Consider the following 23060-nt stretch of genomic DNA (forward strand, 5'->3'; position numbering starts at 1 on the left):
CCAGCCGTTGCGGCGCCAGCTGCAGCTGCACCAGTCGTGGCAGCGCCAGCGGTCAAAGCGCCAGCCAAGAAGGCTGCTGCCAAGACGGCTGCCGTGAAAGCGCCAGTCGAGGCAGCACCAGTTGATGCACCGGCCAAAGCAGCAGCGGTCAAGGCACCAGCGAAAAAGGCAGCAGCCAAGGCACCAGCCAAGTCAGTCGCAGTCAAGGCGCCGGCCGAGACCGTTGCTGCGAAAGCACCGGCCAAGGCAGCGGCAGTCAAGGCCCCGGCCAAGGCAGCAGCGGTCAAAGCGCCAGCCAAGGCAGCAGCCACCAAGGCCCCGGCCGAGGCAGTCGCTGCCAAAGCACCAGCCAAAAAGGCGGCAGCTGCACCACGCAAGGCTGCAGCCAAGGTTGTCGCTGAGCCGGCAGCGCCGAAGGCAGTCAAGGCTCCGGCCAAAGCCGCCACCAAGCCCGCAGTGAAAACTGCAGCAAAGACCGCAGCCAAAACCAGCAAAAAGTAAGTCCCTGAAAGTATTCGAAAAGTAGCAAATGAAAAATAAAATGATTTTCGGCTTCCACGCCGTGACCTCGCGACTGCGTCACGAGTCGCAGTCAGTGGAAGAAATCTTCGTCGATGCCGAGCGCAACGACGGCCGCATGAAGGACCTGATCGCCAACGCCAAGGCTGCCGGCGTGCGCGTGATGCCCGTCGAGGCCGCGCGTCTCGACAAGATCACCGGTACTCGTCGTCACCAGGGCGTGATCGCGTTTGCCAGCCAGCTCGCGCTGGCGCGCAATCTCGATGAGCTGCTCGACGCCATCGAAGGTCCGCCGCTGCTGCTGATCCTGGACGGCATCACCGATCCGCACAACCTGGGCGCCTGCCTGCGCGTGGCCGACGGTGTCGGCGCGCACGCGGTCATCGTGCCGAAGGACCGTGCGGTCGGCCTGAACGCCACTGCCGCGAAGGTCGCCAGCGGCGCCGCCGAGACGGTCCCGTACATCACGGTGACCAACCTGGCGCGCACGATGCGCGAGCTGAAGGAGCGCGACATTCTCCTGATCGGCACCACGGACGACGCCGACAAGGGCCTGTACGAAGCCGACTTCTCGGGCCCGGCCGCACTGGTCATGGGTTCGGAAGGCGAGGGCATGCGCCGCCTGACGCGCGAGACCTGCGATGTGCTGGTCAGCATCCCGATGTTCGGTTCGGTCGAAAGCCTGAACGTGTCGGTGGCTTCGGGCGTCTGCCTGTACGAAGCACGCCGCCAGCGTATCGGCCGCGACAGCTGATTGTTCTACATGCCCGGATTGTCGCGCTCGCGGCAATCCGGGCAGTTTCATCCCTCCGCAGTACCAAATCCCTACCCAGCAACGCTCTTCCCGAATCGGCGACGAAACACGCCAGGCCATCCTGCGTCAACGACGGTGGTAAACTCGCGTCGAACAACTGAACCGTTTGGCATAACAAGGAAACGCATGACGAATGAAATGGTGGCGGTACTCGATCCGGTCGAGCTGCGCGTGCTGGCCGTGCTGGCTGAAAAAGAAGGCCTGACGCCCGATAATTATCCGATGTCGCTCAACGCGATCGTCAATGGCTGCAACCAGTTGTCGAGCCGCGATCCGGTCATGCAGATCAGCGAAGCGGTCGTGCTCGATACGCTGCAGCGGCTGGCCGAGCGCAAGCTCGTGAACGCCATTTCGCAGGCCGGCGCGCGCGTCGTCAAGTACGAACACCGCATGCGCATCAAGTGGACGCTCGAGCAGGACAAGCTGGCCGTGCTGACCATCCTGATGCTGCGCGGGCTGCAGACAGCCGGCGAGATCCGCACCCGCAGCGGGCGCCTGCACGAATTCAAGACCGTGGCCGATGTCGAAACAGCGCTGCAATTCTTGATCGACAAATACCCGCCGCTGGTCGTGAAACTCGAGCGCGCGCCGGGCACCAAGGAATCGCGTTACGGCCAGCTGCTCGGTGGCGAGATCACCATCGTCGCCGGCAGCGAGCAGACGTCCAGCAGCGCGAGCAACCTGACGCAGGGCGGTCGCATCGCGCAACTTGAAGAAGAAGTCGCCGCGCTGCGCATCGAGATGGAAGACCTCAAGGGCCAGTTCGAGGCGTTTCGCCAGCAGTTCCAGTAACCGGCTCGAACGCCAGTTCGATCAGCGCGACGCGACAATTGCGCCACTCGACCAGCAGGTGGTTCGTGCGATCATCGCCATGATCGCACTGCGCTTGTGGACTTTCAGGTTGCGCATCGCGTGTTCACACCCAGCATCAGGGTGGAAAGACCTCGCATCGCGCTCACCCCTCGTCACGCCAGCGGCGCAGGCGAATGGCGCCGTAGATCATGGCGCAGCCAGCAGCGGCCGCGATCCAGACACCCGGCGTGAGCAGCGTGCTGTAGGACGTGCCCAACAGCAGCGGCCCATCGAGCCCGGCCTGTTGCTGCTGCGCCAGCGCCGCGCCGTTGACTTCGCCGAACCAGATCCCGGGGAACACGCCCAGCAGCACCCGCGCCACGATCTCTTCGCCGAACCACTTGACGTTCATTGACACCCCGGCAAAACGCCCAGCCAGGAAATCGAACCAGGCCAGGATCGCAAGCGCCACCAGCGGCGCGCCGACGGCCCACAGGAACACGCGCGACTTTGCCCAGCTCGACACCAGCAGCAGCCAGCCGACCGTCGGCAACGACCACAGAATGTACAGCGGCAGGAAGCTGATCAGATACACGGGCGCCAGGTAGAAGTCGATATTGGCCAGCACCGGCGCGATCAGGTTGATGCCCTTGATGGCGCCGCCCAGCAGGCCGATCACCAGCAGGATCAGCGACGCCGCAATGCCGATCGCGATGGTCGCCAGCGGCGCAACCAGCAGCGCCGTCACCGCCTTCGACAGTACGGTCTGCGCATCGGACATCGGCAGCGACTTCCAGAACAGGATGCTGCGGTCGCGCCGGTCGTCGTACAGCGCCGCCATGCAGTAGAAGAACACGACCACCGGCAGCACGAAGAACAGCGGCGCCGTGATCACCAGGTAGCTCGACGCGGCGGCAGCGGCCAGCTTGGCCAGCATCGCGGGCGGCAAGCCATTGACCGTCATCACTTGTTCGCCGCTGACCTGCACGTGGAACGACGGGTTGGCGATGATGGCATACAGGAAGCCGCCACCGAACAGCAGCACGAGCACGGCGGCCACTGCCAGCGGCGCCCAGAAGAAGGCGCCCTTGTGTTCCCACAGTTCGCGCCGGATCAGCCATTTCATGGTGCTCATTGGCGTAGTCATGCGTAGGTTCCTTTCATGGTGGCGACGAACAGGTCGGCCACGCTCGGGTTGCGTACCTCACCGAGTGCAGCCAATTGCGTGCGGGACAGGCCGCCGGCGCGCAATGCATCGAACAGCATCACGGATTTGCCGAACACCGTGCGCTCGTCGATCGGTTGCAGCGCTCTGGCCGCCGCCACCTTGTCGCTGCCCACCATGACTTCGACGTAGCGTTCGCCGATTTCTTCCATCGAGGCAGCCAGCGCAATCTTGCCGTCGCGGATGAACAGCAGGTCGGTCAGGATGTGCTCGACTTCCTCGACCTGGTGCGTCGTGATGACGATCGTCTTGTGTTCATCAAAATAGTCTTCGAGCAGATTCTGGTAAAACGCCTTGCGGTAGATGATGTCCAGCCCGAGCGTCGGCTCGTCCAGCACCAGCAGCTTCGCGTCGATCGCCATCACGAGTGCCAGGTGCAGTTGCACGATCATGCCCTTGGACATTTCCTTGACCTTCATGGTCGGCGTCAGCTTGGTGTTGGCGATGTAGCGTTCGGCCTTGCTGCGGTCGAAGCGCGGATGCACGCCGGCCACGAAGTCGATCGCATCCTTCACGCGCAGCCAGCGCGGCAGGATGGCGACGTCGGCGATGAAGCACACGTCCTTCATCAGCTCATCGCGCTGGGTGCGCGGATCGAGGCCCAGCACCGACAGCTCGCCTTCGCACTGGATCAGGCCAAGGGCCGCCTTGAGCGTCGTTGTCTTGCCCGAGCCGTTGGGGCCGATCAGCCCGACAATGCGGCCGGCGGCGATCTCGATGTCGATGCTGTCGACGGCGATCCGCTTGCCGTAGTGTTTGGTCAAGCCACGCGCGGAAATGACGGGGCTCATGCGGCACCTCCGTGGTCGGCATTGTTCAGCAGCTCTTTGACGTCCAGGCCCAGGCGGCGGATACGCTCGAGCATCGCCGGCCACTCTTCACTGATGAAACGTGCGCGCTCGCTTGCCAGCAGTTTCTCGCTTGCGCCTTCGGTGACATACATGCCAATTCCCCTTCGTTTTTCCACCAGATTCTCGTCGACCAGTTCCTGATAGGCCTTCGACACGGTGATTGGGTTGAGTTGATAGTCGGCCGCGATCTGGCGCACCGAGGGCAGGGCGTCGCCAGCCTTGAGATCGCCGTCGAGCATCATGCTGACGACGCGCTCCTTGAGCTGGCGGTAAATCGGGGTCTTATCGTTCCAGCCGACGGTCATCGGGGGCCTCCGTGGTGGTTCGGTGCGGCGTCATCGTGATGCGCATGCCTGCCTCCTCATAGTGGTTTGTTGAATTGGTGTTGTAGTTTAGTATAACAGTGGTCGCGCAAAGGTCAACATGAAGACGCGAGATTATGCAGTGGGGATGTAGGGTGGGCGGGTTTCCCGCCCACGCGTTCAAACCAACGTCGACCACCCAGGCATGCCACGTGACGTTGAACGCGTGGGCGGCATAGCCGCCCACCCTACCGGGATGTCAGGATGGTGACGTCGAAATCGTGACGAATAAGGCTGCCATCCGGGTACAGCGCGAGCCAGCCACCGCGGGCAGGTGCCTCGTCGAGCTCCCAGTCGGGCAGCACGTAGCGCAGCTTGTCGCCATGCGCATGCATGGCAGGCCGGTGCGTGTGCCCGTGAATGATGACGTCGGCATCGAGCGAGGCAAACACATCGGCTACCGCATCGGGCGTCACGTCCATCGTCTCGTACGATTTGCCCGTGTGGGCTTCGCGCGAACCTTCGCGCAGGCCGGCGATGATGCCCTTGCGCTGCGCCAGCGGCATGCCGAGAAATTGCGCCTGCCATTCCGGAGCGCGCACCTGGGCGCGAAACGCCATGTAGTTGGTGTCGAGCGTGCACTGCGCGTCGCCATGCACGAGCGCAACGCGGCGCGTGCCGGCCTCGATGACATGGGGTTCTTGCAGCAGGGTCAGATGGGCGGCGTGCGCAAAGCCTTCACCAACCAGGAAGTCGCGGTTGCCCGCCATCCAGAAGACCGTCACGCCGGCATCGGCGACGGCGCGGATCGCCGTGATGATGGTCTGGTGGAACGGGTCGGCAACGTCGTCGTCACCGGCCCAGTATTCGAAGATATCGCCGAGCAGATACAACTGCTCGGCATGCACCGCGCGCTCGGCCAGGAAGCGCAAAAATGCTTCCAGCGTGCGCGGGTGCGAGACCTGCAGGTGCAGGTCGGAGATGAACAGCGCGAACGGGCGCGCAGGCAGCGTCATTGGCGTACTCAAGACGATGACTGATGCTGGTGCGCGCCGAACATTACAGAACTTCGATTTTCTCGATGATGACTGGATCGACCGGCACATCGGAGTGCATGCCGCCGCGGCTGGTCTTGACATTGTTCAGCGCATCGACGACTTCCTGGCCGCCGGTGACTTTACCGAACACGGCGTAACCCCAGCCATCCTGGCCCGGGTAGTCGAGGAAGGCATTGTTCTTGGTGTTGATGAAGAACTGGGCCGATGCCGAATGCGGATCCGACGTGCGGGCCATGGCCAGCGTGTACTTGTCGTTCTTCAGGCCGTTCTTGGCTTCGTTTTCAACGGTGGCTGGCGTTGGCTTTTGCTTCATGCCTGGCTCGAAACCGCCGCCCTGGATCATGAAGTCCTTGATCACGCGGTGGAAGATCGTGTTGCTGAAGTGGCCCTTGTTGACGTAGTCGATGAAGTTGGCAACGGTCTTCGGTGCTTTTTCAGCGTCCAGTTCAGCGGTGATGTTGCCCTGATTGGTGGTGATGAGAATCGTCGTCATGTGGTGTCCTTGTTGTTGGTTGATGGGCATGCGCGCCGGATGCAGGCGCGGCGGAACCGTTATTTTACTAGCTTGTCGCCCTTGAGCAGCGTCACGGACGTAATCTTGATCGGCACGACGGGCACGTTCTGCATGCCGCGCACGTCATCGACCACGACGGCCTTGATCTTGTCGACCGTTTCCTGGCCTTTGACCACCTTGCCGAACACCGTGTAACCGGAGCCACCAACGAACGGAAAATCGATGCCCGAATTGTCGGCCACGTTGATGAACCATTGCGAGGTGGCGCTGTCAGGATTGTCTTCGCGTGCCATCGAAATCGTGTACGGCTGGTTCGACAGGCCATTGTTCGATTCGTTCTTGATCGGTTTGAGCGTCTTGCGGCCTTCAAACTTTTCGTTCATGCCGCCGCCCTGGATCATGAAGCCCTCGATCACGCGATGGAAGATCGTGCCGTTGTAGGCGCCCGACTTGGCATAGGCCGCGAAGTTGGCCACCGTCTTGGGGGCTTTCTCCTGATCGAGTTCGACGACGATCTCGCCCATGCTGGTCTTGATCGAATACTGCGGCATGTCGGCCGCCAGCGCGCTGCCAGAGAACAGCAGGCCGCAGGCGAGGGCAGCGGTGGCGCCAGCGACGCGCACGAGGGCGAAGCGGCGGTTGAATGACGATGACATCTGGCTTCCTCTGATGGACCGCGCACGTGGCGCTGTCAAGGGTTGTCCCAAAAATAAAGCTGGTCCGTATGGGGCCAGCCGGGTTTTTATCAATGCTATACTTTCCTTGAAGCGCACAAGAGAAGCGCTTACAAACAACGTCCCATTCTATCAAATAAGAATAACACCGAGGCCTCAGGCGAACCCCACGCCGCACCCGTCCGGCTGGCGCGCATGCAATGCCGCGCCGGGATGGTCGTTGCGGCGCCGGCGAGCGTTTGCCATCCTCGTGCGAACCGAAAATTCAATGAGCCAACTCAAGATTTACAACACGCTGGCGCGTGACAAGCAGGTTTTCGTCCCGAAGGTCGCCGGCAAGGTCGGCATGTATGTCTGCGGCATGACTGTCTACGATTACTGCCACGTTGGCCACGCACGCATGATGATGGCGTTCGACGTCGTGTATCGCTGGTTGCTGGCGTCCGGCTACGAGGTCGATTACGTGCGCAACATCACCGATATCGATGACAAGATCATCAAGCGCGCCGTCGAGAATGGCGAAACAATCAGCGCACTGACGAGTCGCTTCGTCGGGTACATGGATGAAGACACGGCTGCCCTGGGCATCCTGCCACCGACCGTCGTGCCGCGCGCCACCGAGTACGTCCCGCAGATGCTGTCGATCATCGGCAAGCTCGAGCAAAAAGGCCTGGCCTATCAAACGGCCGACGGCGACGTCAATTACGCCGTGCGCGGCTTCGACGGCTACGGCAAGCTGTCGGGCAAATCGCTCGACGACCTGCGCGCCGGCGAGCGCGTCGACGTCAACACCGGCAAGCGCGATCCGCTCGACTTCGTGCTGTGGAAAGCCGCCAAGGCATCCGAGCCGGCTGAGGCCAAATGGGATTCGCAGTGGGGCCAGGGCCGGCCGGGCTGGCATATCGAATGCTCGGCCATGTCGTGCGCGACGCTGGGCGAACACTTCGACATCCATGGCGGCGGCGCCGATCTGCAATTTCCGCACCACGAAAACGAGATCGCCCAGTCCGAAGGCGCGTTCGGCGCGCCGATGGTCAACTACTGGATCCACAACGGGTTCGTGCGCGTCGATAACGAAAAGATGTCCAAGTCGCTGGGCAACTTCTTCACGATCCGCGACGTGCTCAAGAAGTACGACGCCGAAGTCGTGCGCTTCTTCATCCTGCGCGCCCACTATCGCAGCCCGCTCAATTATTCCGACGTCCATATCGACGATGCGAAGGCGGCGCTGACCCGCCTGTACACGGCGCTCAATGGCATCGAGTTGGGTAATGAGCCAGTCGCCGTCGACTGGGACGAAGCCCACGCCCGCCGAGTGCGCGACGCGATGGACGACGACTTCAATACGCCGCTGGCGGTGGCCGCACTGTTCGACCTGGCGGGCGAAGTCAACCGCACCAGGTCCGTTGATGCTGCGCGCCAGCTCAAGGCGCTCGCCGCCGTGCTCGGCCTGCTCGAACGCTCACCGCAGGCGTTCCTGCAGGCAGGCAGTCCCGATGCGGGCGAGGGCGGGCTGGGTGAAGCAGCGATTCAGGATGCGATCGCACGCCGCGCAGCCGCCAAGGCCGCGCGCGACTTCGCTGGCGCCGACGCCATCCGTAAGCAGTTGACGGAGGCGGGCATCGTCCTGGAAGACAAGGCCGACGGAACGACCTGGCGCCGTACATAATGCCAGCGAACAAGGACAAGTCGGGCAGCGTGGCTGCATTGGCAGGCACGTCGCCGGCGCACGATGCGCTCGCCGTGCCGATCTACTGGGCCGAGGCCAAGCGCGAACTGATGCAGCGCGACCGCATCATGAACAAGCTGATCCCGCAGTTTGGCGACCTGCACCTGCGTGGCCAGCCCGACCCGTTCACGACGCTCGCGCGCTCGATCGTCGGCCAGCAGGTCACGCCGAAAGCGGCTGACCTGGCCTGGGGCAAGCTGCTGGCCGTCTGCCCGACCCTGGCACCGAGCCAGATCATCAAGCTGGGCGCGGTCCAGTTGTCCGGTTGCGGCCTGTCCAAACGCAAGACCGAATACATCCTCGACCTGGCCGACCATTTCAAGGCCAAGCGGGTGCACGCCGACCTGTGGTCCGAGATGGATGACGAAGCGGTCATTGCCGAGCTGATCCAGATTCGCGGCATCAGCCGCTGGACAGCCGAGATGTTTTTGATATTTAATCTGCTGCGGCCGAACGTCCTGCCACTGGACGATCCCGGCCTGATCCAGGGCATCAGTCAAAACTATTTCTCGGGCGAACCTGTTTCGCGCAGCGATGCGCGTGAGGTGTCGGCCAACTGGGAACCCTGGCGCACGGTGGCGACCTGGTATTTGTGGCGTAGCCTGGACCCGGTCGCCCCTGCGGCCTGAGCCCCCGATCCGCCCGACACGCCACCGGCTTACGGTAGAATAGCGCCCTGATCCGCCGCGCAGCCTCATAGCACGGCCAAGACATTACCCCGGAGTGACAATGACTAAATTAACTTTCCTCGATTTCGAGCAGCCGATCGCCGAGCTCGATTCCAAGATTGAAGAGCTGCGGTTCGTACAAGATGATTCCGCCGTCGATATCTCCGAGGAGATCGATCGCCTGGACAAGAAAAGCCAGCAGCTCACCAAAGACATCTACGCCAAGCTGACTCCGTGGCAAGTGTCGAAGATTTCGCGTCACCCGCAGCGTCCGTACACGATGGACTATGTGAACTCGATCTTCACCGATTTCCATGAACTGCATGGCGACCGCACTTTCGCTGACGACCAGTCGATCATCGGCGGCCTGGCCCGCTTCAATGGCCAGCCCTGCATGGTCATCGGCCACCAGAAGGGCCGCGACACCAAAGAGCGCGCGATGCGCAACTTCGGCATGCCGAAACCCGAAGGCTACCGCAAGGCCATGCGCCTGATGAAGCTGGCCGAAAAATTCGGCCTGCCGATCTTTACGTTCGTCGACACGCCGGGCGCATTCCCCGGCATCGAAGCGGAAGAGCGCGGCCAGTCCGAAGCCATCGGTCATAACCTGTACGTGATGGCCGAACTGAAAGTGCCGCTCATCGCCACCATCATCGGTGAAGGCGGATCGGGCGGCGCGCTGGCCATTGCCGTTGGCGACGCCGTGCTGATCCTGCAATACGCGACCTACTCGGTGATTTCGCCGGAAGGCTGCGCATCGATCCTGTGGAAGACGTCCGAACGCGCGGCCGATGCTGCCGATGCACTGGGCCTGACTGCACATCGCTTGAAGGCCATGGGCCTGGTCGACAAGATCGTCAACGAGCCACTGGGCGGCGCGCACCGCGACCCGAAGCAGATGGCGCAATTGCTCAAGCGCGCACTGGCCGACACGCTGCGCCAGTTCCAGGGCATGAAGACCAAGGACCTGCTTGAAGCCCGTCACGCCAAGCTGATGGCATATGGCAAGTTCAAGGAAACGCCGCCGCGCGAAGAGTAAGCCTGACCAGCGCGTTTTAATCAGCGAGTCCCAGCAGCGAGTCCCTACAGTGAGCAGAACCAATCGCGGGACCGATCCAGCCGGATCGGTCCCGGCAGCATGCAATGAGGCGCTCGCGCGCCTGTCCACCACCTACACGCCCACCTTGATCGCGATCGCCTGCAGCGGCGGCCTCGATTCGATGGTCTTGCTGCACCTGGCCCACGCCTGGTGCACGCAGCAGGGCATCCCGCTGTTTGCCTTCCACGTCCACCACGGCCTGAGCCCGAATGCCGACGCCTGGCTTGCGCACTGCGAACGCAGTTGCGCCGCGCTGGGCGTGCCATTCGACCATCGCCGTGTGACGATCCCGGTCGACGGTTCCGGTGTCGAGGCAGCTGCACGCCGCCCACGCTATGCGGCGCTGGGCGCCATGTGCCGTGAGCATGGCGCGACGCTGCTGCTGACCGCGCATCACCTCGACGACCAGGCCGAAACCGTGTTGCTGCAATTACTGCGCGGCTCTGGGCCTGCGGGCTTGTCCGGCATGGAAGCGGCCAATCGCTCGCCGAACCTGCTGGGCGACGACGTCACCGTGATGGTACGCCCGCTGCTGACGCAATCGCGCGCGGCGCTCGAGGCCTATGCCGCGACGCACGCTTTGCGGTGGGTCGAGGATGAATCGAACCAGGATGCGCGCTATGCACGCAACGCGCTGCGCCATCAGGTAATGCCTGCGCTGGCCGCGAACTTCCCCGGCTTCCAGGCGCGCCTGGCGCGCGGCGCGGCGCACGTCGCGTCGGCCCAGCGCATGCTCGAAGAACTGGCAGCGCAGGACCTGGCCGCCTGCCTGGATGGCGATGCGGTCGACCTCGCGGTGCTCGGCGCGCTCAGCGCCGATCGTATCGACAATTGCCTGCGTCACCTGTTTGCGGTACGGGGACTGGCGATGCCGTCGACGGCGTGGCTCGCCGAGATGGTCTGGCAATTGTTTTCGGCGCGCGAGGATGCGCAGCTGAAGGTCACGCATCCCGACTGCCACATCCGCCGCCATCGCTGCAAGCTGTACCTGACGCCGCACTTGCCGGAACTGGCAGGCATGCGTGATCCGGACGACCTCGGCATCTTCGTCAAGGAAGGGCAGCGCTTCCGCTGGCAGGGCGAAGCGTCGATGGCGTTTCCGGCCTACGGCGGCGTGCTGCACTTCGTGCCGGCCGCCCGCGGCTTCGACGCCGCCTGGCTGCGCGCGCTGCCGTTGATGATCGATTTCCGCAAGGGCGGCGAGCGCCTCAAGACGGCGGCCAACCGGCCCACGCGCGGCCTGAAGGCGCACTTCCAGGCGCTGGGCGTGCCGGCCTGGGAGCGCGAGCGCCTGCCCACCGTCAGCCGTGGCCGCGAGCTGTTGTTCGCCGCCGGCATCGGGATGGACTGTGCGCATGTACTGGAAGGCGGCGAGGACAGGATCGAATTGCGCTGGGAAGCGAACACGGCCTGAGGCAGAGAGGCAAGCGCGGCCAGTGGCGTTGCGAAAAGCATTAGGTTATGTTCTTTTCGTATAGCTTTTCCGCCAACGAGCCTTGTGATGCCGCGCTGCACCATGCTAGAGTAAGGGTCCCTTTTTGATCCTTACCCTAGCTGGAACCCTTCCTGATATGGCTTTAATTGTCCACAAATACGGCGGGACGTCGATGGGATCGACGGACCGTATCAAGAATGTCGCGGCCCGTGTGGCCAAGTGGCACGACGCAGGTCACCAGATCGTCGTCGTGCCGTCCGCCATGTCGGGCGAAACCAATCGCCTGATCGGTCTAGCCAAGCAGATCATGGATCAGCCCGACCCACGCGAACTGGACATGATTGCCTCGACCGGCGAGCAAGTGTCCGTGGGCCTCCTGGCCATGGCGCTGTTAGCCATCGGCAAGGACGCGGTCTCGTACACCGGCTGGCAGGCGGGCATCCGCACCGATTCGTCGTTCACGAAGGCGCGCATCCAGTCGATCGACGACACGCGCGTGCTGCGCGACCTGGCCAACGGCAAGATCGTCATCATCACGGGTTTCCAGGGCATGGACGAGGACGGCAATATTTCGACCCTCGGCCGCGGCGGTTCGGACACCTCGGCAGTGGCGATTGCGGCCGCGCTGAAGGCCGACGAATGCCTGATCTACACCGACGTCGACGGCGTCTATACCACCGACCCACGCGTGGTCGACGAGGCGCGCCGCCTGTCGAAGATCACCTTCGAAGAAATGCTCGAGCTGGCGTCGCTGGGCTCGAAAGTGCTGCAAACCCGCTCGGTGGAGTTTGCCGGCAACTACCAGGTGCCGACGCGCGTGCTGTCGTCGCTGACCGATCCCCTGATGCCCCTGGCCGAAGAAGCCAGCTCCGGCACCCTGATTTCGTTTGAGGAAGAAAGCAATATGGAACAAGCCGTCATCTCCGGCATCGCCTTCAATCGCGATGAAGCAAAGATCACCGTCCTGGGCGTGCCGGACAAGCCAGGTGTCGCGTTCCACATCCTGGGCCCGATCGCCGAAGCCAATATCGAAGTCGACATGATCATTCAGAACCAGTCGGTGGACGGCAAGACCGACTTCACCTTCACGGTCTCGCGCAACGACTATGTGCAGGCAATGAAAGTGCTGGAAGACCAGAAGGACATCCTGGGCGCGGCCAAGATCGTCGGCGACGCCAAGGTCTCGAAGGTTTCGGCCGTTGGTGTGGGCATGCGCAGCCACGTCGGCGTGGCCTCGGACATGTTCCGCACGCTGTCGGAAGAGGGCATCAACATCCAGATGATCTCGACGTCGGAGATCAAGATTTCGGTGCTGATCGACGAGAAGTACATGGAACTGGCCGTGCGCGCTCTGCACAAGTCATTTAATCTCGAACAAAGTTAAGCCAGTTTGCAATTTTTTGGGTGTGTTTTCTTGACCAAATGAGCACCAACCCTTAAGATGCTTGCACTCAGCGCTGACGGAAACGTTGGTACTGATTGGAGACGTGGCCGAGTGGCCGAAGGCACATCCCTGCTAAGGATGCATACGGCTTATACCTGTATCGTGGGTTCGAATCCCACCGTCTCCGCCAGAAAAAAGCAAAAAGCTCCCGCAAGGGAGCTTTTTCCGTTAACGCCTCCCGGAGACGAGGGGGCCATCTGCATGGCCCCCGCGTGGGATTCGAAGGGCTGCCCATACTTGGGCAGCCCTCTCCGAATCGTCCATCTGCTGTGCGCGACGCGCACAGCGCAGCGCGCCGTGGGCGCGCTTCCCATTCACACTTCCGCACTAAAGCATGCGTCCCAACCAGCAGCTCGCGCAAAGCGCGGCGTCCGCAGCCATCTGCCCAGGCCGAGCCCGTGTCGCAATGTCAAACCAGACCCTCGCCGTCCACAGTAAAGCATGCGCCCCAACGCCTCAGCTCGCGCAAAGCGCGGCGTCCGTAGCCATCTGCTCAGGCCGAGCCCATGTCGCAATGTCAGACCAGACCCTCGCCGTCCGTTAAGCAGGGGTCAAACAACCGTTCTAAACTCTCTGGGCGAAAAAATACCCGCGCTGGGCGGGTGGGCAGAGGTGCTACAAAAGCAAAGGCCACCCGGCGGTAGACCTGTTGTCGCTACAGTGGGTACTATTCCCGGTCTGTAGAGGCCTTCCAAGATAGGACTTTAGCGTACGCGCGTCACGCTACGCACAAGGAGCATTGCTCGATGATGAATTCCGTCTGCCTTAGGGCCATGATGTCATCTATGGTGATGACCTTAACCGCATTTCCAAGAACGTTAGCTGCCCTGCCCAAATCCAGTGAAGTCGCACCGTTCTCAATCAAAAAATCGTCTTTAGTTGGCTTGGAAATGACCACGTTTTATTCTCGTTTCGCCATCCAGGCGTGCCGTAGCGCCTTAAGGGGTGACTGGCTTCGCTGCAGCCTTGTTGCAAAGTTCCGGCACAGATCCTTTCCGCATCCCTCTTGACTCGAGTACGCTCTCGAGCCTGGTGAATTGACCCATACACTGGTCGAAATCCGCGTGGGTGCTGGGGTATGACTTTGATTCTGGGCCGCCGATGCTCTCAATCGTCTGAGCCAAATTCTCGAGCGCAGCCTTGCGCGCTGTGCAAGCCTCGACAGCCACGTCAACTGTCGACATATCTTTCATTTTCTGATCATCGAGTGCCACGCACTTTTCCGCCAAGGCGGGAACGGAAAGAACAAAAGCGACCACTCCCACTACGATGTTTTTCATCTGCGCTCCTTGTAAATGCAACTTAAAATAATAAAGCGGTTTCTTCCAGTAATTTCAGGTCACGCCATGCCAGGTCCGGCGACGCCAGCACATCGGTGCCGGGCAAGTCGGTCAAGATCGCGCCAACAACCGCAAGCACGCCGGAGAAGATCAGCAGGTTCTGACGTTGCTCCGTAAGGTTGACGTTCGCGACGCTCATTGCCGGGGTGCGGACCGGTAGCCGAAGTCCCTGGACTCGACGTCGACATTGACATTCATGTTGAGTGCAAAGGCGCTGAGCGCCAAGCCGACTACCAACGTTAAGATGCCGAAGAATTCCATGTTATAAACCTGTGCAGGATTAAAATTTCCGACATCTAGGCGTACTGCTATGCCCGCGCGAGTATATCAAGTTGCTTATTAAAAAATACTCACCGATTATTGCTAAATGTGATCGCTTTCTTTGCGGACCACCTTGCCGATGACCAGGCAATCGCCCTTGTTGCACAGCTTCCGATGGTATTTGCGCTGGTCGGAATTGTCCGAGGTGAGCCACCACTGGCCCGCATCACGCGACAGACGCTTCACGACTGCCTCACCCTCGTAGTAGGGATCTAAACTTTAAATAGCTTAGAGTGCTTTACTGAGAGTGGTTTAGAGTTCTACTTGCTGCACGAGCCTAGCTTTTTGGAATCTTGCACATGACCACTACCACCGACGAAGCCCACCACGTGATCGAGCAGCTGGGTGGCAACGTCAAGACCGCGTTGTTCTGCGACACCTCGGCAACCAAGGCTTGCTATCTGTCTCATTTGAACTATACTTTCGTATCAAAGGAGGCAAAGCATGTCGAACGCTAAAGCAGCCGCGAAGCTCCCTGCAGGCCACCACGCAGAGACAGGCAAACCTGCCCGCGCAGGAACGCACACCGTGGTCATCGGCACGGAGCGGACAGCCTCACCGGCGTGGGCCGGCACCCATGTCGCCGAGGCCATTCCCCTTTACCGGTCAGATCCCCAGGCGCGCATTGCGGTCATACGCCGCGGTATTCCTGCCGCAATGATCAGCAGTCTCTCGGGCAGGATGGGCATGAGCAAGGAAACCCTGCTCTCCAGCCTGGGCTTGTCGCGGGCGACAATCAGTCGCAAGGAGAAAGACGCTGCCTTGCTGTCGAAGGACGAATCAGAGCGCGTCCTGGGTGTCGAGACCCTGATCGGCATGGTGCAGGCCATGGTCGAGCAATCCGGCGATCCGGCCGATTTCAATGCCGCGCGCTGGGTGTCGGAATGGCTGACGAAGCCATTGCCGGCCCTGGCCGGCGAGACGCCTGCAAGTTATATGGATACGTTCGAGGGGCAAAAGCTGGTCGCAGACTTGCTGGCGATGAGCCAGAGCGGGGCCTACGCTTGAACAAGCAGGTCTGGCGCATCGCCGTCGAGGCGCCTGCCTACAGCGCCAACGACTTGCGCGGAACCGGCGCGAAGATGACGGGCGGGCGCTGGAACAGCAAGGGTACGCCCATTGTCTATGCCGCTGACAGCATTGCGCTCGCGACCCTGGAAACCGTTCACTACCTGAGTAGCGGCGCTCTGCCTTTCAACCGCTATCTGGTGCGGATCGAGATTCCTGATACGGTGTGGGCCGTGCGCCAGATTCTTGATCCACTTCCAGGCGGATGGGACGCCGTTCCGGCCGGTATGGCCTCCAGGCAGGCTGGTGATGCTTGGATCGCATCAAGCGCCACGGCGCTGCTGTTGGTGCCCTCGGTGATCGTGCCTGACGAATATAACGTTCTGATCAATCCACAGCACGCTGATGCCGGTGCAATTGTGGCCACGACCTTGAGGCGGTGGAACTACGACCCGCGGTTTTTCCCGTGACAAAACTGAGCGAGATCCACCATGACCTTGTCCACGCTGCACATCCGTGACGCTGGCGCTGCCGACGAGGCATTCTTCGCCAGCCTGTACCGGAGCACACGCGACGACTTGCTGGCGCTGCCGGCCGATCCTTCGGTGATCGATGGCCTGATCGCCATGCAGCACCGGCTGCAAGTGGCTGGCTACCGCAACAGCTATCCACAGGCCGTGTATCAGGTGCTGGAACGGGATGGCGTGGCGGTGGGACGCCTGGTCACGGCCGCCGCCGATGGCGTAATTCGGGTGGTGGACATTGCCGTTTTACCCTCCGCACGCCGCACGGGTTTGGCTGTCGACGTCTTGCGCCGCCTGCAGGCGCAGGCGGCGGGGGCAAGGCATGCGGTGGCGCTGTCGGTGCGCCAGGATAATGTCGCCGCGCGCCATCTGTACGAGGCGCTGGGATTTGCCGTGGACAGCGAAGACACGATGCGCCTCGAACTGCACTGGCGCGCGCAGACCGGCGTCCAGCCGCCGGCAGACAGCAGCTGGGCCGACACGTAGCGGGTGTGCTCAGTGCGGGCCTGCGCTCACACCACCCACAGGCCAGCACCTGCAAACTGGGCGTCGACCACGCCGTCCTGGTCCAGCCAGGTGGCGATCAGCTCGGCCCGCGTGTGGCTCGTCAGGTAGTTCTCCCAGCTGGCCTGGCCGCCTGCCGCACTGGCATTCAAGCCCGAGTTGTCGTACAGCGCCTGGACAAAGGCAGCATCGTTGATGCTGTCGTAACGCAGTTTGAATTCGGTGCTGGCGATGAAGTCCTGCACCAGTTGCGCACCGTCGATGTCACGCCCGAGCCACCACTGGAAGCCGCCCAGGTCGCCGGCGCGATCCAGCACCGTCTGGTACAACAGGCCGAGTTGCTTTACTTTCGCCGGCCCGTCCTGCAGGAAGCCGAGGTCCAGCATGCCGTCGCTGAAGTTGCCCATATCGATGCCGCTCAGTTGGTCGAGAGTGCCGCTGGCCTTGTGCTCCACATTCAGGCGGCCATCCTCACCGATGATGAACTTGTAGTCAGCGGTCTTGCCAGCATAGACCCCGATATCGTCGCCGTCGTCGGCAATCCAGTCCGTCTCGCGCGCAACCGTGCCTGCGCCGATCAGGTAGCCGTCCGCCGTGTTCCAGGCACGCTCGTGTTCGGCGCTGTGCGCGATCGCCACCAGCGCGTCGGCGCGGCTGATGGCCGGGGCGGTGGGGCTGCCGGCCAGCTGGCCGAGCCAGTAGGCGAGGCCCGCGCCATCGGGTGTGCGGCCGAAGGCATTGCCATAGACCGCTTCGATGAAGCCGGCGTCGGAGGAGGCGCTGCCGCTGGCGGCCAGCCATTCGGGCGATGCGAGGACGTGCGCGGCCATGGTGCCCAGCGGGACGCCGTCCTGCGCCCAGTAGGCCAGGCCGCCCAGGTCGGGGGCGCGGCCCAGGGCGGCGTGGTACAGCAGCGAGATGGACGACAGCATCGGCTTGTCGGCGCCAAGAAACGCCAGTTCGGTGGCCGAGGCGTTCAATTCGGCCAATGTCAGCCGTTCTGTCTGGCCCGGTGCGAACAGTGCCGTCTCATGGCGCGCCGTCAGGGTGTCGTCGGCTTTGAGGTAGAACTCCCATGCGCCTTGCGTACTGCGCCCGCCCTGGAGCACGTTGTTGCCGGCGCCGCCGGCGAGGCGGTCGTTGCCGATGCCGCCGACCAGGATGTCGTTACCGGAGCCGCCATCGAGCAGGTCGTCGCCGCCTGCGCTGCCGACGATGTCGTTGCCACCGCCGCCCAGGAGCACGTCGTCGTCGGCGCCCAGCAAGATGTTTTGGATGGCATCGTCGCCCGTTACAAAGTTGCGCCCGGCACCGCCGCGTACCGTGACGGCGCCGACGATGGCGGCGAAGTCGACGTTGTTCAGTTGCAGCGTGCTGCCCGCAGGCAGGCCGGTGGCGTCGATGACCAGGCCGATCGCGGTGGCGTTCTGGCCGCCGCCCACCGGCGTGGTCGAACTTCCGTTGATCAGGATGGTTGGCGGCGCGCTCAAGCCCGGTGCTGCGGACAACACGATGGTCTCGCTCTGCAGCAGCGTGCCTGGCGCCAGGCTGTCGAGGAAGCCGGCACCGTTGCCGGTCATGCCTGACTGGGCGCTGGAACCGTCTTCAGTCTCGTTGTCGATGCGGCCGATCAGGTCGAGCAGGGCTTGCTGGCTGGTGAGCAGACTCGACGGCCCTTCGGCCCGCAGGCCGGTGCCGACCGGCAGGCTGACCATCAGTTCGGTACGTGGACCGGTGCCGGTGCCCAGGCCCAGCGGGATATCGGCCAGGTTGCCGTTCGGGGTGGCCGGATCGTCGCTGCGGGTGCCGGTAATGATGGGCACCGTCAGCGCCTGGCCGGCGAGTCCGGTGACTGGATCGACCGGCAGGATGTCCGTCTGCACCGCGACGCCGTCGATCGTGTCCGATGCGGGCGGGTCGGCCGGCGGAATGACTGGTGGCGTGGTTTGCACCGCGTAGTTTGGCGAGGAAGCATTGCCCACGCCAGGATTGCCGGCCAGATCGGCCACGTTGGCCAGACTGACCGCAACGACGTTGGATGCCGCGAGGATGTTGGCATCCGGCGTGAAGGTTGCGCGCCAGGTCATGCCAGCATCGAGCGTGGTGAACGTGCCCAGGGCGCCGTTGGGCGCCGTGACTGCTGACGCGTCGAAGCCGCTGACGATCTCGTTGAAGGCAATCGTCAGTTGCGCCGTCTCGCCGGCGCGCAGGTCGACGTCCGAGAGCGTGACAGTCGCCGTTGGCGCCAGCGTGTCGACTCCGTAGTTGCCGCTGGTCGTGCTGCCGGTGCCGGCATTGCCGGCCAGGTCGCTCACGCCGGCGTAGTTCAGTGTCAGCGTATTGGTGGCATCGGTGACGTTGTCGAGCGGGGTCAGAACGGCGGTCCAGATATGGCCGCCGTCGGCCGACATCAGGTTTGACAAGGCGCCGTTGGCGACCGTTACATCGGCTACGGTGAAGTCCTGCACGGCTTCGCTGAAGCGGAACGTGACGGTGGCCGTGTCGCCGGCCGCAAGCGCGGTGTCGGTCAGCTCGATGGCGCCCGACAGCGTCGGCGCCGTCTGGTCGACGGTGTAGTTCTGCCCGGCGCTGTAGCCGCCCGCGATGGGCTGGCCACTGCCGCCCTGGATGCCGGTGCCGCTGGCATTGAGGTCCAGGCGCAGCACGCCGTCGCCGGCGATGTTGTTGACGGTGACAGTCCAGTTCGCGCCGCTGCCGGAGACTGCACCGATATTGGCGGTGACGCCACCGCTCGCCACGAGCGTGAAGTCGCTTGCGTCGACGCCGGTAACGCTGTCCGAGAAGGTGACCGCATACACGACGCTGGTGGCGTTGGTCAGTTCGTTACCGACGCGCACGATGCCGGTGACGGCAGGCGCGAGGGCGTCGACCAGGATGCCGGCGGTTGCCCCGACGGCGTTGAGCGTGGTGGCCGCCGCGTTGCCAGCCGTGTCACGGATCGTGCCACCGTTGAACGACAGCGGCCCATTCATGGCGATACCGTCAGCGTCGGCGTTACCCGCAACGACCGTGTAGCGGAAGGTGAGGGCAGTGCCGCCCGAACCGCTCACGTAAGCGGCCTGCACCGTGCCGCCAGTGTCGAGCGTAAGCGGAAGCGACGGCGTGCCGTTGGTGGTGTCGACCGTGACCGCCTCATTGAAGTTGACGGTAAATTCCAGCGGATCGCCGGCGCCATAGGTGGCCGACGCCGGCACCAAAACCGACGTGACGGAAGGGGACGTGTAGTCGAAGGTATAGCTCTGGCCACTCGTATAGCCGGGTGCGGCATTGCCGGCGCTGTCGGCAATGCCGGTGCCTGCGTTCTTCAGATCCAGGCGCAGCGTGCCGTCGCCGCTGATGCTGTTGACAGTGACGGTATAGGACGTGCCGCTGCCGGTCACGCTGGCGATGGTGCCGGTCGCGGCGCCCGTGCCGGTCAGCTGGAAGTCGCCAGCGCCAACACCGGTGACGCTGCTGTCGAAGGTGACGGCGTACTGGACGCTGGTGGCATTGCTGGTCGCGGTACCGATGCGGTTGATCGAGGTCACAGCGGGCGCCAGCGTGTCGAAGGTCAGCGCTGGCGTGGCGCCGGCGCCGCCGCTGTTGCCGGCGGTGTCGGTCCAGGCCGCGCCGGCGACGCTGATGCTGGCCGCGCCGCTGTTTGTACTGGCGGTCGGCGTGAAAGTGGCAGTGCGGATCGCGCCGCTGCCCGAGATGGCGCTCATGGTGCCGCCGCTGACCTGCACGTCGCCAACGCTGCCATCCCAGGTAAACGTTGCGCCGGGATCTTCGCTGAAGGTGAACGTGATGGTGGCTGTTTCACCGGCCTTGAGCGCCGCGCTGTTGCTGGTGATTGCCAGCGTGGGCGCGGTACGGTCCAGCGTGATGCCAAGGCCGGTGCTGCGCGCGCTGACCAGGCCGCCGCTGGCCGACGTGACCGTGGAATACACATTGTAGTTGCCGTCGGCCAGGCCAGCGACATTGATGCCGTTGACCGTCCAGACGCCATTGTTGACCGTCGCCGTCCCCGTGGCGTCGGTGCCGGCGTCGTAGGTTGCATTGCTGTTGCTGTCGACGAACACCCGCACCGTGCTGCTGCTGTCGCCGGCGGCGCTGGTGCCGCTGAAGCTCAGCGTGCCGGCGTTGGTGATGTTGTCGCTCTGCGAGACGCCGGTGTCGACGGCGGCGTTGCCCGAGAGGTCGGGGGCGCCAGGCGTGGAGGGCGTGACGTTGACGGTGATGGTGCGGGTGGCCGTGGCGGCGCCGTCGCTGACCTGGATGGCGAAGGTGTCGTTGCCGGCGAAACCGGCGTTCGGCTGGTAGGTCAGGGTGCCACCCGGCATGATGCTGGCGCCGCCGCTCGCTTTCGTGCTGGGTGTAAAGACCAGCGTCCCGTTCGTGGGACCGCTGGTCTGGCTCCAGGTCAGCGTCTGGGCGCTGTCGGTATCGCTCACGCGCACCAGGCTGGAAAAATCGGTGGCGCCCGCATTGGTCGTCAGCGCCAGCGGGGTATTTGCGCCCACGAAGGATGGCGCGGTATTCGGGGGCGGCGCGGTGCTGATATTGGCCACGGTGATGCTGTTGAAGTTGAGGTTGGCCGGCTCATTGATCTGTGTATCGGGCCCGGTGGCGACGATTTTCCAGGTGATGGTGATCGATGCGACCGCATTGTCCGCAAACAAGGCCCCGCCGTTCAGGATGGAACTCGCCGAAAACACATTGGTATTGCCGGGAATATACGATCCACTCAGGACATGGCTGCCGTTGGTCTGGCCTCCAACATCCTTGGTGATGATCGACAACGCGCTGAAGCCCTGGAAATTTTCAAAGAACGAGAACGCCAGGTCCTTGAAGGTCAATGTGCTGACGCCCGCGCTGCCGCCGAACTTGATCGTGATGCTGCCGCTGGTATCGGGCGTGATCTGGTCGGCGGCGTACATGAGGGTGCCGTCGACAGCGATGCCGTTGCTGATATCGAATTTGTCGGAAAATCTGACGAAACCGGCGCCGCCCGAATTGAGCGGGCTGTCGGCGCCGCCAAAATCGTAGGTGCCGTCGGCCAGGCCGTTGACGGCCAGGATGCCGGAATAGCTGGCTAGCGAGAGCGTCGACAGCGGATTACCGGCAGCGATTGCACCGCTCGAACGCTCGAGGGTCCAGTTGCCGCCCAGCGCTGTGGCGCCGGTCAGATCGGTGGACGCGGCAACATCGGCGCCCGTGGCGCCCGCCAATGCATCGACGAATGCGGCGCCGTTCGTGCCTGCCCCTACCGAGCAGCCATACAGCAGGATGTCGGCGTCGGCATGCAGGGCCTGCCGGATCGTCGCGAGGTCATCGGCGTGGCCGGACAGGTTGTCGTGGCGCAGTTGCAGCGCGCCGAGCGATACAGCGCCTTCCTTGCCGTGCGACACGATGTGGAGCGCGTCGATCCCGCTGCGGCCTTTCAGGACAGCCGCGATGCTGGCCAGGCCATCCAGCCCCGGATCCATCACATGCACCTCGGCGCCGGGCGGCAGGCCGTCCAGCAGCAACTGGTAGTCGGCGACGTCGGCGTCGACGAAGACGATGACCGTGGGGGCCAGCGCCGAAGTGGCGTGGGACGGGAATGGCAAGAAAGCGTCTGGATGGTTCATGGCGTGGGCATGAGAAACATCGAAGGAGAGGAGCCGCGGCCCGGATGCCGCCGGCCAATGCCGAGGCTACGGTCTCGGGGGATACACGCCCACCAGGGCGATGATGCATCGCACGGGCAGATATGGCTGCATATTGTTGTGGGCCTGGCCGCCGCCGGCAGCCGACAGCGCCATTGGGTGCATGGTGACGTCGGGCTTGGGGGCAAACCCCCTGGTGTCCGTCGGGTTGCGGCCCGCCTTCGGCGTTTTGGTCCAGACGGCGCCGGTCGGATCGCTCAACGTTCCCTGATTGTCCAGCGCCTGTGGAACGTGGGTATGGGCTGGCATCTGGGCCGCGAGCAGCGTCACGGCCGCCTCGCCACCTTGCGTGCCCAACGGCCTTGGCGTCAGGCCGGGCCCGTCGCCCTGGTGCATCGGCACGCGCCCGCTCAGGTTGGGCAGGGCGAACGTCGTGCTGCCATCACCGCCATACACCGTCCCGATCACGCTGAACAGCACAGAGTTCTGCTGGATGGCCACCAGCTGGCCATTGCAGTCGGCCCAGCCGTCAGGCGCGTACGTGCCGCTGAACAGACGTACTTCTCCGATGTAGGGATCCATGGATGT

21 protein-coding genes, 1 tRNA gene and 1 pseudogene are annotated in these 23060 nt (G+C 63.3%); 12 read left to right on the forward strand and 11 right to left on the reverse strand.

Going from position 1 to position 23060, the window contains the following annotated elements:
* The first annotated feature begins 529 nt into the window (after positions 1-529).
* Both rlmB and HD842_RS04205 read left to right on the forward strand, forming a co-directional pair.
* Positions 530-1273, forward strand: a complete 744-nt coding sequence (gene rlmB, locus HD842_RS04200) for a 23S rRNA (guanosine(2251)-2'-O)-methyltransferase RlmB (RefSeq protein ID WP_183551326.1) — start codon at positions 530-532, stop codon at positions 1271-1273.
* Positions 1274-1459: 186 nt separating this feature from the next.
* On the forward strand, positions 1460-2125 hold the full coding sequence (locus tag HD842_RS04205) for a YceH family protein (RefSeq protein WP_183551329.1): 666 nt from the start codon (positions 1460-1462) through the stop codon (positions 2123-2125).
* Positions 2126-2288: 163 nt separating this feature from the next.
* On the opposite strand, the gene HD842_RS04210 is transcribed toward HD842_RS04205, so the two are convergent.
* The 6 genes from HD842_RS04210 to HD842_RS04235 form a co-directional block, all read right to left on the reverse strand.
* A complete protein-coding gene (locus tag HD842_RS04210) occupies positions 2289-3272 on the reverse strand; it encodes a hypothetical protein (protein ID WP_183551332.1) in 984 nt (327 codons plus the stop codon).
* Positions 3269-4141 carry an ABC transporter ATP-binding protein gene (locus HD842_RS04215; protein WP_183551334.1) on the reverse strand — a complete coding sequence of 291 codons (873 nt, stop codon included), beginning with the start codon at positions 4139-4141 and terminating at the stop codon, positions 3269-3271. The genes HD842_RS04210 and HD842_RS04215 overlap by 4 nt, the downstream gene beginning before the upstream one ends.
* Complete coding sequence (locus HD842_RS04220) at positions 4138-4506, reverse strand: GntR family transcriptional regulator (RefSeq protein ID WP_183551337.1); 369 nt, start codon at positions 4504-4506, stop codon at positions 4138-4140. The genes HD842_RS04215 and HD842_RS04220 overlap by 4 nt, the downstream gene beginning before the upstream one ends.
* Positions 4507-4751: 245 nt before the next feature.
* Positions 4752-5519, reverse strand: a complete 768-nt coding sequence (locus tag HD842_RS04225; protein ID WP_183551340.1) for a UDP-2,3-diacylglucosamine diphosphatase — start codon at positions 5517-5519, stop codon at positions 4752-4754.
* Between the two features lie 43 nt (positions 5520-5562).
* Positions 5563-6054, reverse strand: a complete 492-nt coding sequence (locus HD842_RS04230; protein ID WP_183551345.1) for a peptidylprolyl isomerase — start codon at positions 6052-6054, stop codon at positions 5563-5565.
* Positions 6055-6113: 59 nt separating this feature from the next.
* Positions 6114-6731: a peptidylprolyl isomerase gene (locus tag HD842_RS04235; protein WP_183551349.1), complete on the reverse strand. Its 618-nt coding sequence runs from the start codon at positions 6729-6731 to the stop codon at positions 6114-6116.
* A 286-nt stretch (positions 6732-7017) separates the two neighbouring features.
* Here HD842_RS04235 and cysS point away from each other — a divergent pair, with 286 nt between their 5' ends.
* The 6 genes from cysS to HD842_RS04265 all read left to right on the forward strand — a co-directional run bounded on the left by cysS (position 7018) and on the right by HD842_RS04265 (position 13254).
* A complete protein-coding gene (cysS, locus tag HD842_RS04240) occupies positions 7018-8418 on the forward strand; it encodes a cysteine--tRNA ligase (RefSeq protein ID WP_183551352.1) in 1401 nt (466 codons plus the stop codon).
* A complete protein-coding gene (locus HD842_RS04245; protein WP_229424593.1) occupies positions 8418-9107 on the forward strand; it encodes a DNA-3-methyladenine glycosylase family protein in 690 nt (229 codons plus the stop codon). Before cysS ends, HD842_RS04245 begins: the two co-directional genes overlap by 1 nt.
* A gap of 100 nt (positions 9108-9207) precedes the next feature.
* Complete coding sequence (locus tag HD842_RS04250) at positions 9208-10185, forward strand: acetyl-CoA carboxylase carboxyltransferase subunit alpha (RefSeq protein ID WP_183551355.1); 978 nt, start codon at positions 9208-9210, stop codon at positions 10183-10185.
* Positions 10186-10234: 49 nt separating this feature from the next.
* Positions 10235-11659 (forward strand): tRNA lysidine(34) synthetase TilS, encoded by a 1425-nt coding sequence (gene tilS / locus HD842_RS04255; RefSeq protein ID WP_370660783.1) that lies wholly within the window; start codon positions 10235-10237, stop codon positions 11657-11659.
* Between the two features lie 157 nt (positions 11660-11816).
* Complete coding sequence (locus HD842_RS04260; protein WP_183551359.1) at positions 11817-13064, forward strand: aspartate kinase; 1248 nt, start codon at positions 11817-11819, stop codon at positions 13062-13064.
* 97 nt (positions 13065-13161) lie between these two features.
* Positions 13162-13254 (forward strand) — tRNA-Ser (locus tag HD842_RS04265).
* An 808-nt stretch (positions 13255-14062) separates the two neighbouring features.
* On the opposite strand, the gene HD842_RS04270 is transcribed toward HD842_RS04265, so the two are convergent.
* The 3 genes and pseudogenes from HD842_RS04270 to HD842_RS04280 form a co-directional block, all read right to left on the reverse strand.
* A complete protein-coding gene (locus HD842_RS04270) occupies positions 14063-14404 on the reverse strand; it encodes a hypothetical protein (protein WP_183551361.1) in 342 nt (113 codons plus the stop codon).
* A gap of 22 nt (positions 14405-14426) precedes the next feature.
* The gene (locus HD842_RS04275; protein ID WP_183551363.1) at positions 14427-14603 is read right to left on the reverse strand and encodes a hypothetical protein; all 177 of its coding nucleotides are present in this window, start codon (positions 14601-14603) and stop codon (positions 14427-14429) included.
* Between the two features lie 224 nt (positions 14604-14827).
* A pseudogene (locus HD842_RS04280) lies at positions 14828-14974 on the reverse strand (S24 family peptidase); the annotation flags it as partial.
* 110 nt (positions 14975-15084) lie between these two features.
* Between HD842_RS04280 and HD842_RS04285 the strand changes: the two are divergent.
* Genes HD842_RS04285 through HD842_RS04300 form a run of 4 tightly spaced genes read left to right on the forward strand, consistent with a single transcriptional unit; the run spans position 15085 to position 16803 of the window.
* Positions 15085-15243 (forward strand): hypothetical protein, encoded by a 159-nt coding sequence (locus tag HD842_RS04285; protein ID WP_183551367.1) that lies wholly within the window; start codon positions 15085-15087, stop codon positions 15241-15243.
* Positions 15230-15793, forward strand: coding sequence for an antitoxin Xre-like helix-turn-helix domain-containing protein (locus tag HD842_RS23945; protein WP_229424594.1), 564 nt, complete (start codon positions 15230-15232; stop codon positions 15791-15793). The genes HD842_RS04285 and HD842_RS23945 overlap by 14 nt, the downstream gene beginning before the upstream one ends.
* Positions 15790-16263: an RES family NAD+ phosphorylase gene (locus HD842_RS04295; protein ID WP_183551370.1), complete on the forward strand. Its 474-nt coding sequence runs from the start codon at positions 15790-15792 to the stop codon at positions 16261-16263. The genes HD842_RS23945 and HD842_RS04295 overlap by 4 nt, the downstream gene beginning before the upstream one ends.
* 21 nt (positions 16264-16284) lie before the next feature.
* Positions 16285-16803, forward strand: a complete 519-nt coding sequence (locus tag HD842_RS04300) for a GNAT family N-acetyltransferase (RefSeq protein WP_183551373.1) — start codon at positions 16285-16287, stop codon at positions 16801-16803.
* 26 nt (positions 16804-16829) lie between these two features.
* Here HD842_RS04300 and HD842_RS04305 read toward each other — a convergent pair whose 3' ends face one another.
* Positions 16830-22454: an Ig-like domain-containing protein gene (locus tag HD842_RS04305; RefSeq protein WP_183551376.1), complete on the reverse strand. Its 5625-nt coding sequence runs from the start codon at positions 22452-22454 to the stop codon at positions 16830-16832.
* 66 nt (positions 22455-22520) lie between these two features.
* Complete coding sequence (locus tag HD842_RS04310) at positions 22521-23054, reverse strand: phage tail protein (RefSeq protein ID WP_183551379.1); 534 nt, start codon at positions 23052-23054, stop codon at positions 22521-22523.
* Positions 23055-23060 lie beyond the last annotated feature (6 nt).

This window comes from Massilia aurea (genome assembly GCF_014200505.1).
Lineage (GTDB): Bacteria > Pseudomonadota > Gammaproteobacteria > Burkholderiales > Burkholderiaceae_D > Telluria > Telluria aurea_B.

Coding starts and splice junctions, on each gene's coding strand:
- HD842_RS04245 (WP_229424593.1), top strand. CDS start 8,418: ATGCCAGCGAACAAGGACAAGTCGGGCAGCGTGGCTGCATTGGCAGGC.
- HD842_RS04215 (WP_183551334.1), bottom strand. CDS start 4,141: ATGAGCCCCGTCATTTCCGCGCGTGGCTTGACCAAACACTACGGCAAG.
- HD842_RS04235 (WP_183551349.1), bottom strand. CDS start 6,731: ATGTCATCGTCATTCAACCGCCGCTTCGCCCTCGTGCGCGTCGCTGGC.
- cysS (WP_183551352.1), top strand. CDS start 7,018: ATGAGCCAACTCAAGATTTACAACACGCTGGCGCGTGACAAGCAGGTT.
- HD842_RS04220 (WP_183551337.1), bottom strand. CDS start 4,506: ATGACCGTCGGCTGGAACGATAAGACCCCGATTTACCGCCAGCTCAAG.
- HD842_RS04210 (WP_183551332.1), bottom strand. CDS start 3,272: ATGACTACGCCAATGAGCACCATGAAATGGCTGATCCGGCGCGAACTG.
- HD842_RS04205 (WP_183551329.1), top strand. CDS start 1,460: ATGACGAATGAAATGGTGGCGGTACTCGATCCGGTCGAGCTGCGCGTG.
- HD842_RS04270 (WP_183551361.1), bottom strand. CDS start 14,404: ATGAAAAACATCGTAGTGGGAGTGGTCGCTTTTGTTCTTTCCGTTCCC.
- HD842_RS04260 (WP_183551359.1), top strand. CDS start 11,817: ATGGCTTTAATTGTCCACAAATACGGCGGGACGTCGATGGGATCGACG.
- HD842_RS04310 (WP_183551379.1), bottom strand. CDS start 23,054: ATGGATCCCTACATCGGAGAAGTACGTCTGTTCAGCGGCACGTACGCG.
- HD842_RS23945 (WP_229424594.1), top strand. CDS start 15,230: ATGTCGAACGCTAAAGCAGCCGCGAAGCTCCCTGCAGGCCACCACGCA.
- HD842_RS04225 (WP_183551340.1), bottom strand. CDS start 5,519: ATGACGCTGCCTGCGCGCCCGTTCGCGCTGTTCATCTCCGACCTGCAC.
- HD842_RS04275 (WP_183551363.1), bottom strand. CDS start 14,603: ATGAGCGTCGCGAACGTCAACCTTACGGAGCAACGTCAGAACCTGCTG.
- HD842_RS04285 (WP_183551367.1), top strand. CDS start 15,085: ATGACCACTACCACCGACGAAGCCCACCACGTGATCGAGCAGCTGGGT.
- HD842_RS04230 (WP_183551345.1), bottom strand. CDS start 6,054: ATGACGACGATTCTCATCACCACCAATCAGGGCAACATCACCGCTGAA.
- HD842_RS04250 (WP_183551355.1), top strand. CDS start 9,208: ATGACTAAATTAACTTTCCTCGATTTCGAGCAGCCGATCGCCGAGCTC.
- rlmB (WP_183551326.1), top strand. CDS start 530: ATGAAAAATAAAATGATTTTCGGCTTCCACGCCGTGACCTCGCGACTG.
- HD842_RS04300 (WP_183551373.1), top strand. CDS start 16,285: ATGACCTTGTCCACGCTGCACATCCGTGACGCTGGCGCTGCCGACGAG.
- HD842_RS04305 (WP_183551376.1), bottom strand. CDS start 22,454: ATGAACCATCCAGACGCTTTCTTGCCATTCCCGTCCCACGCCACTTCG.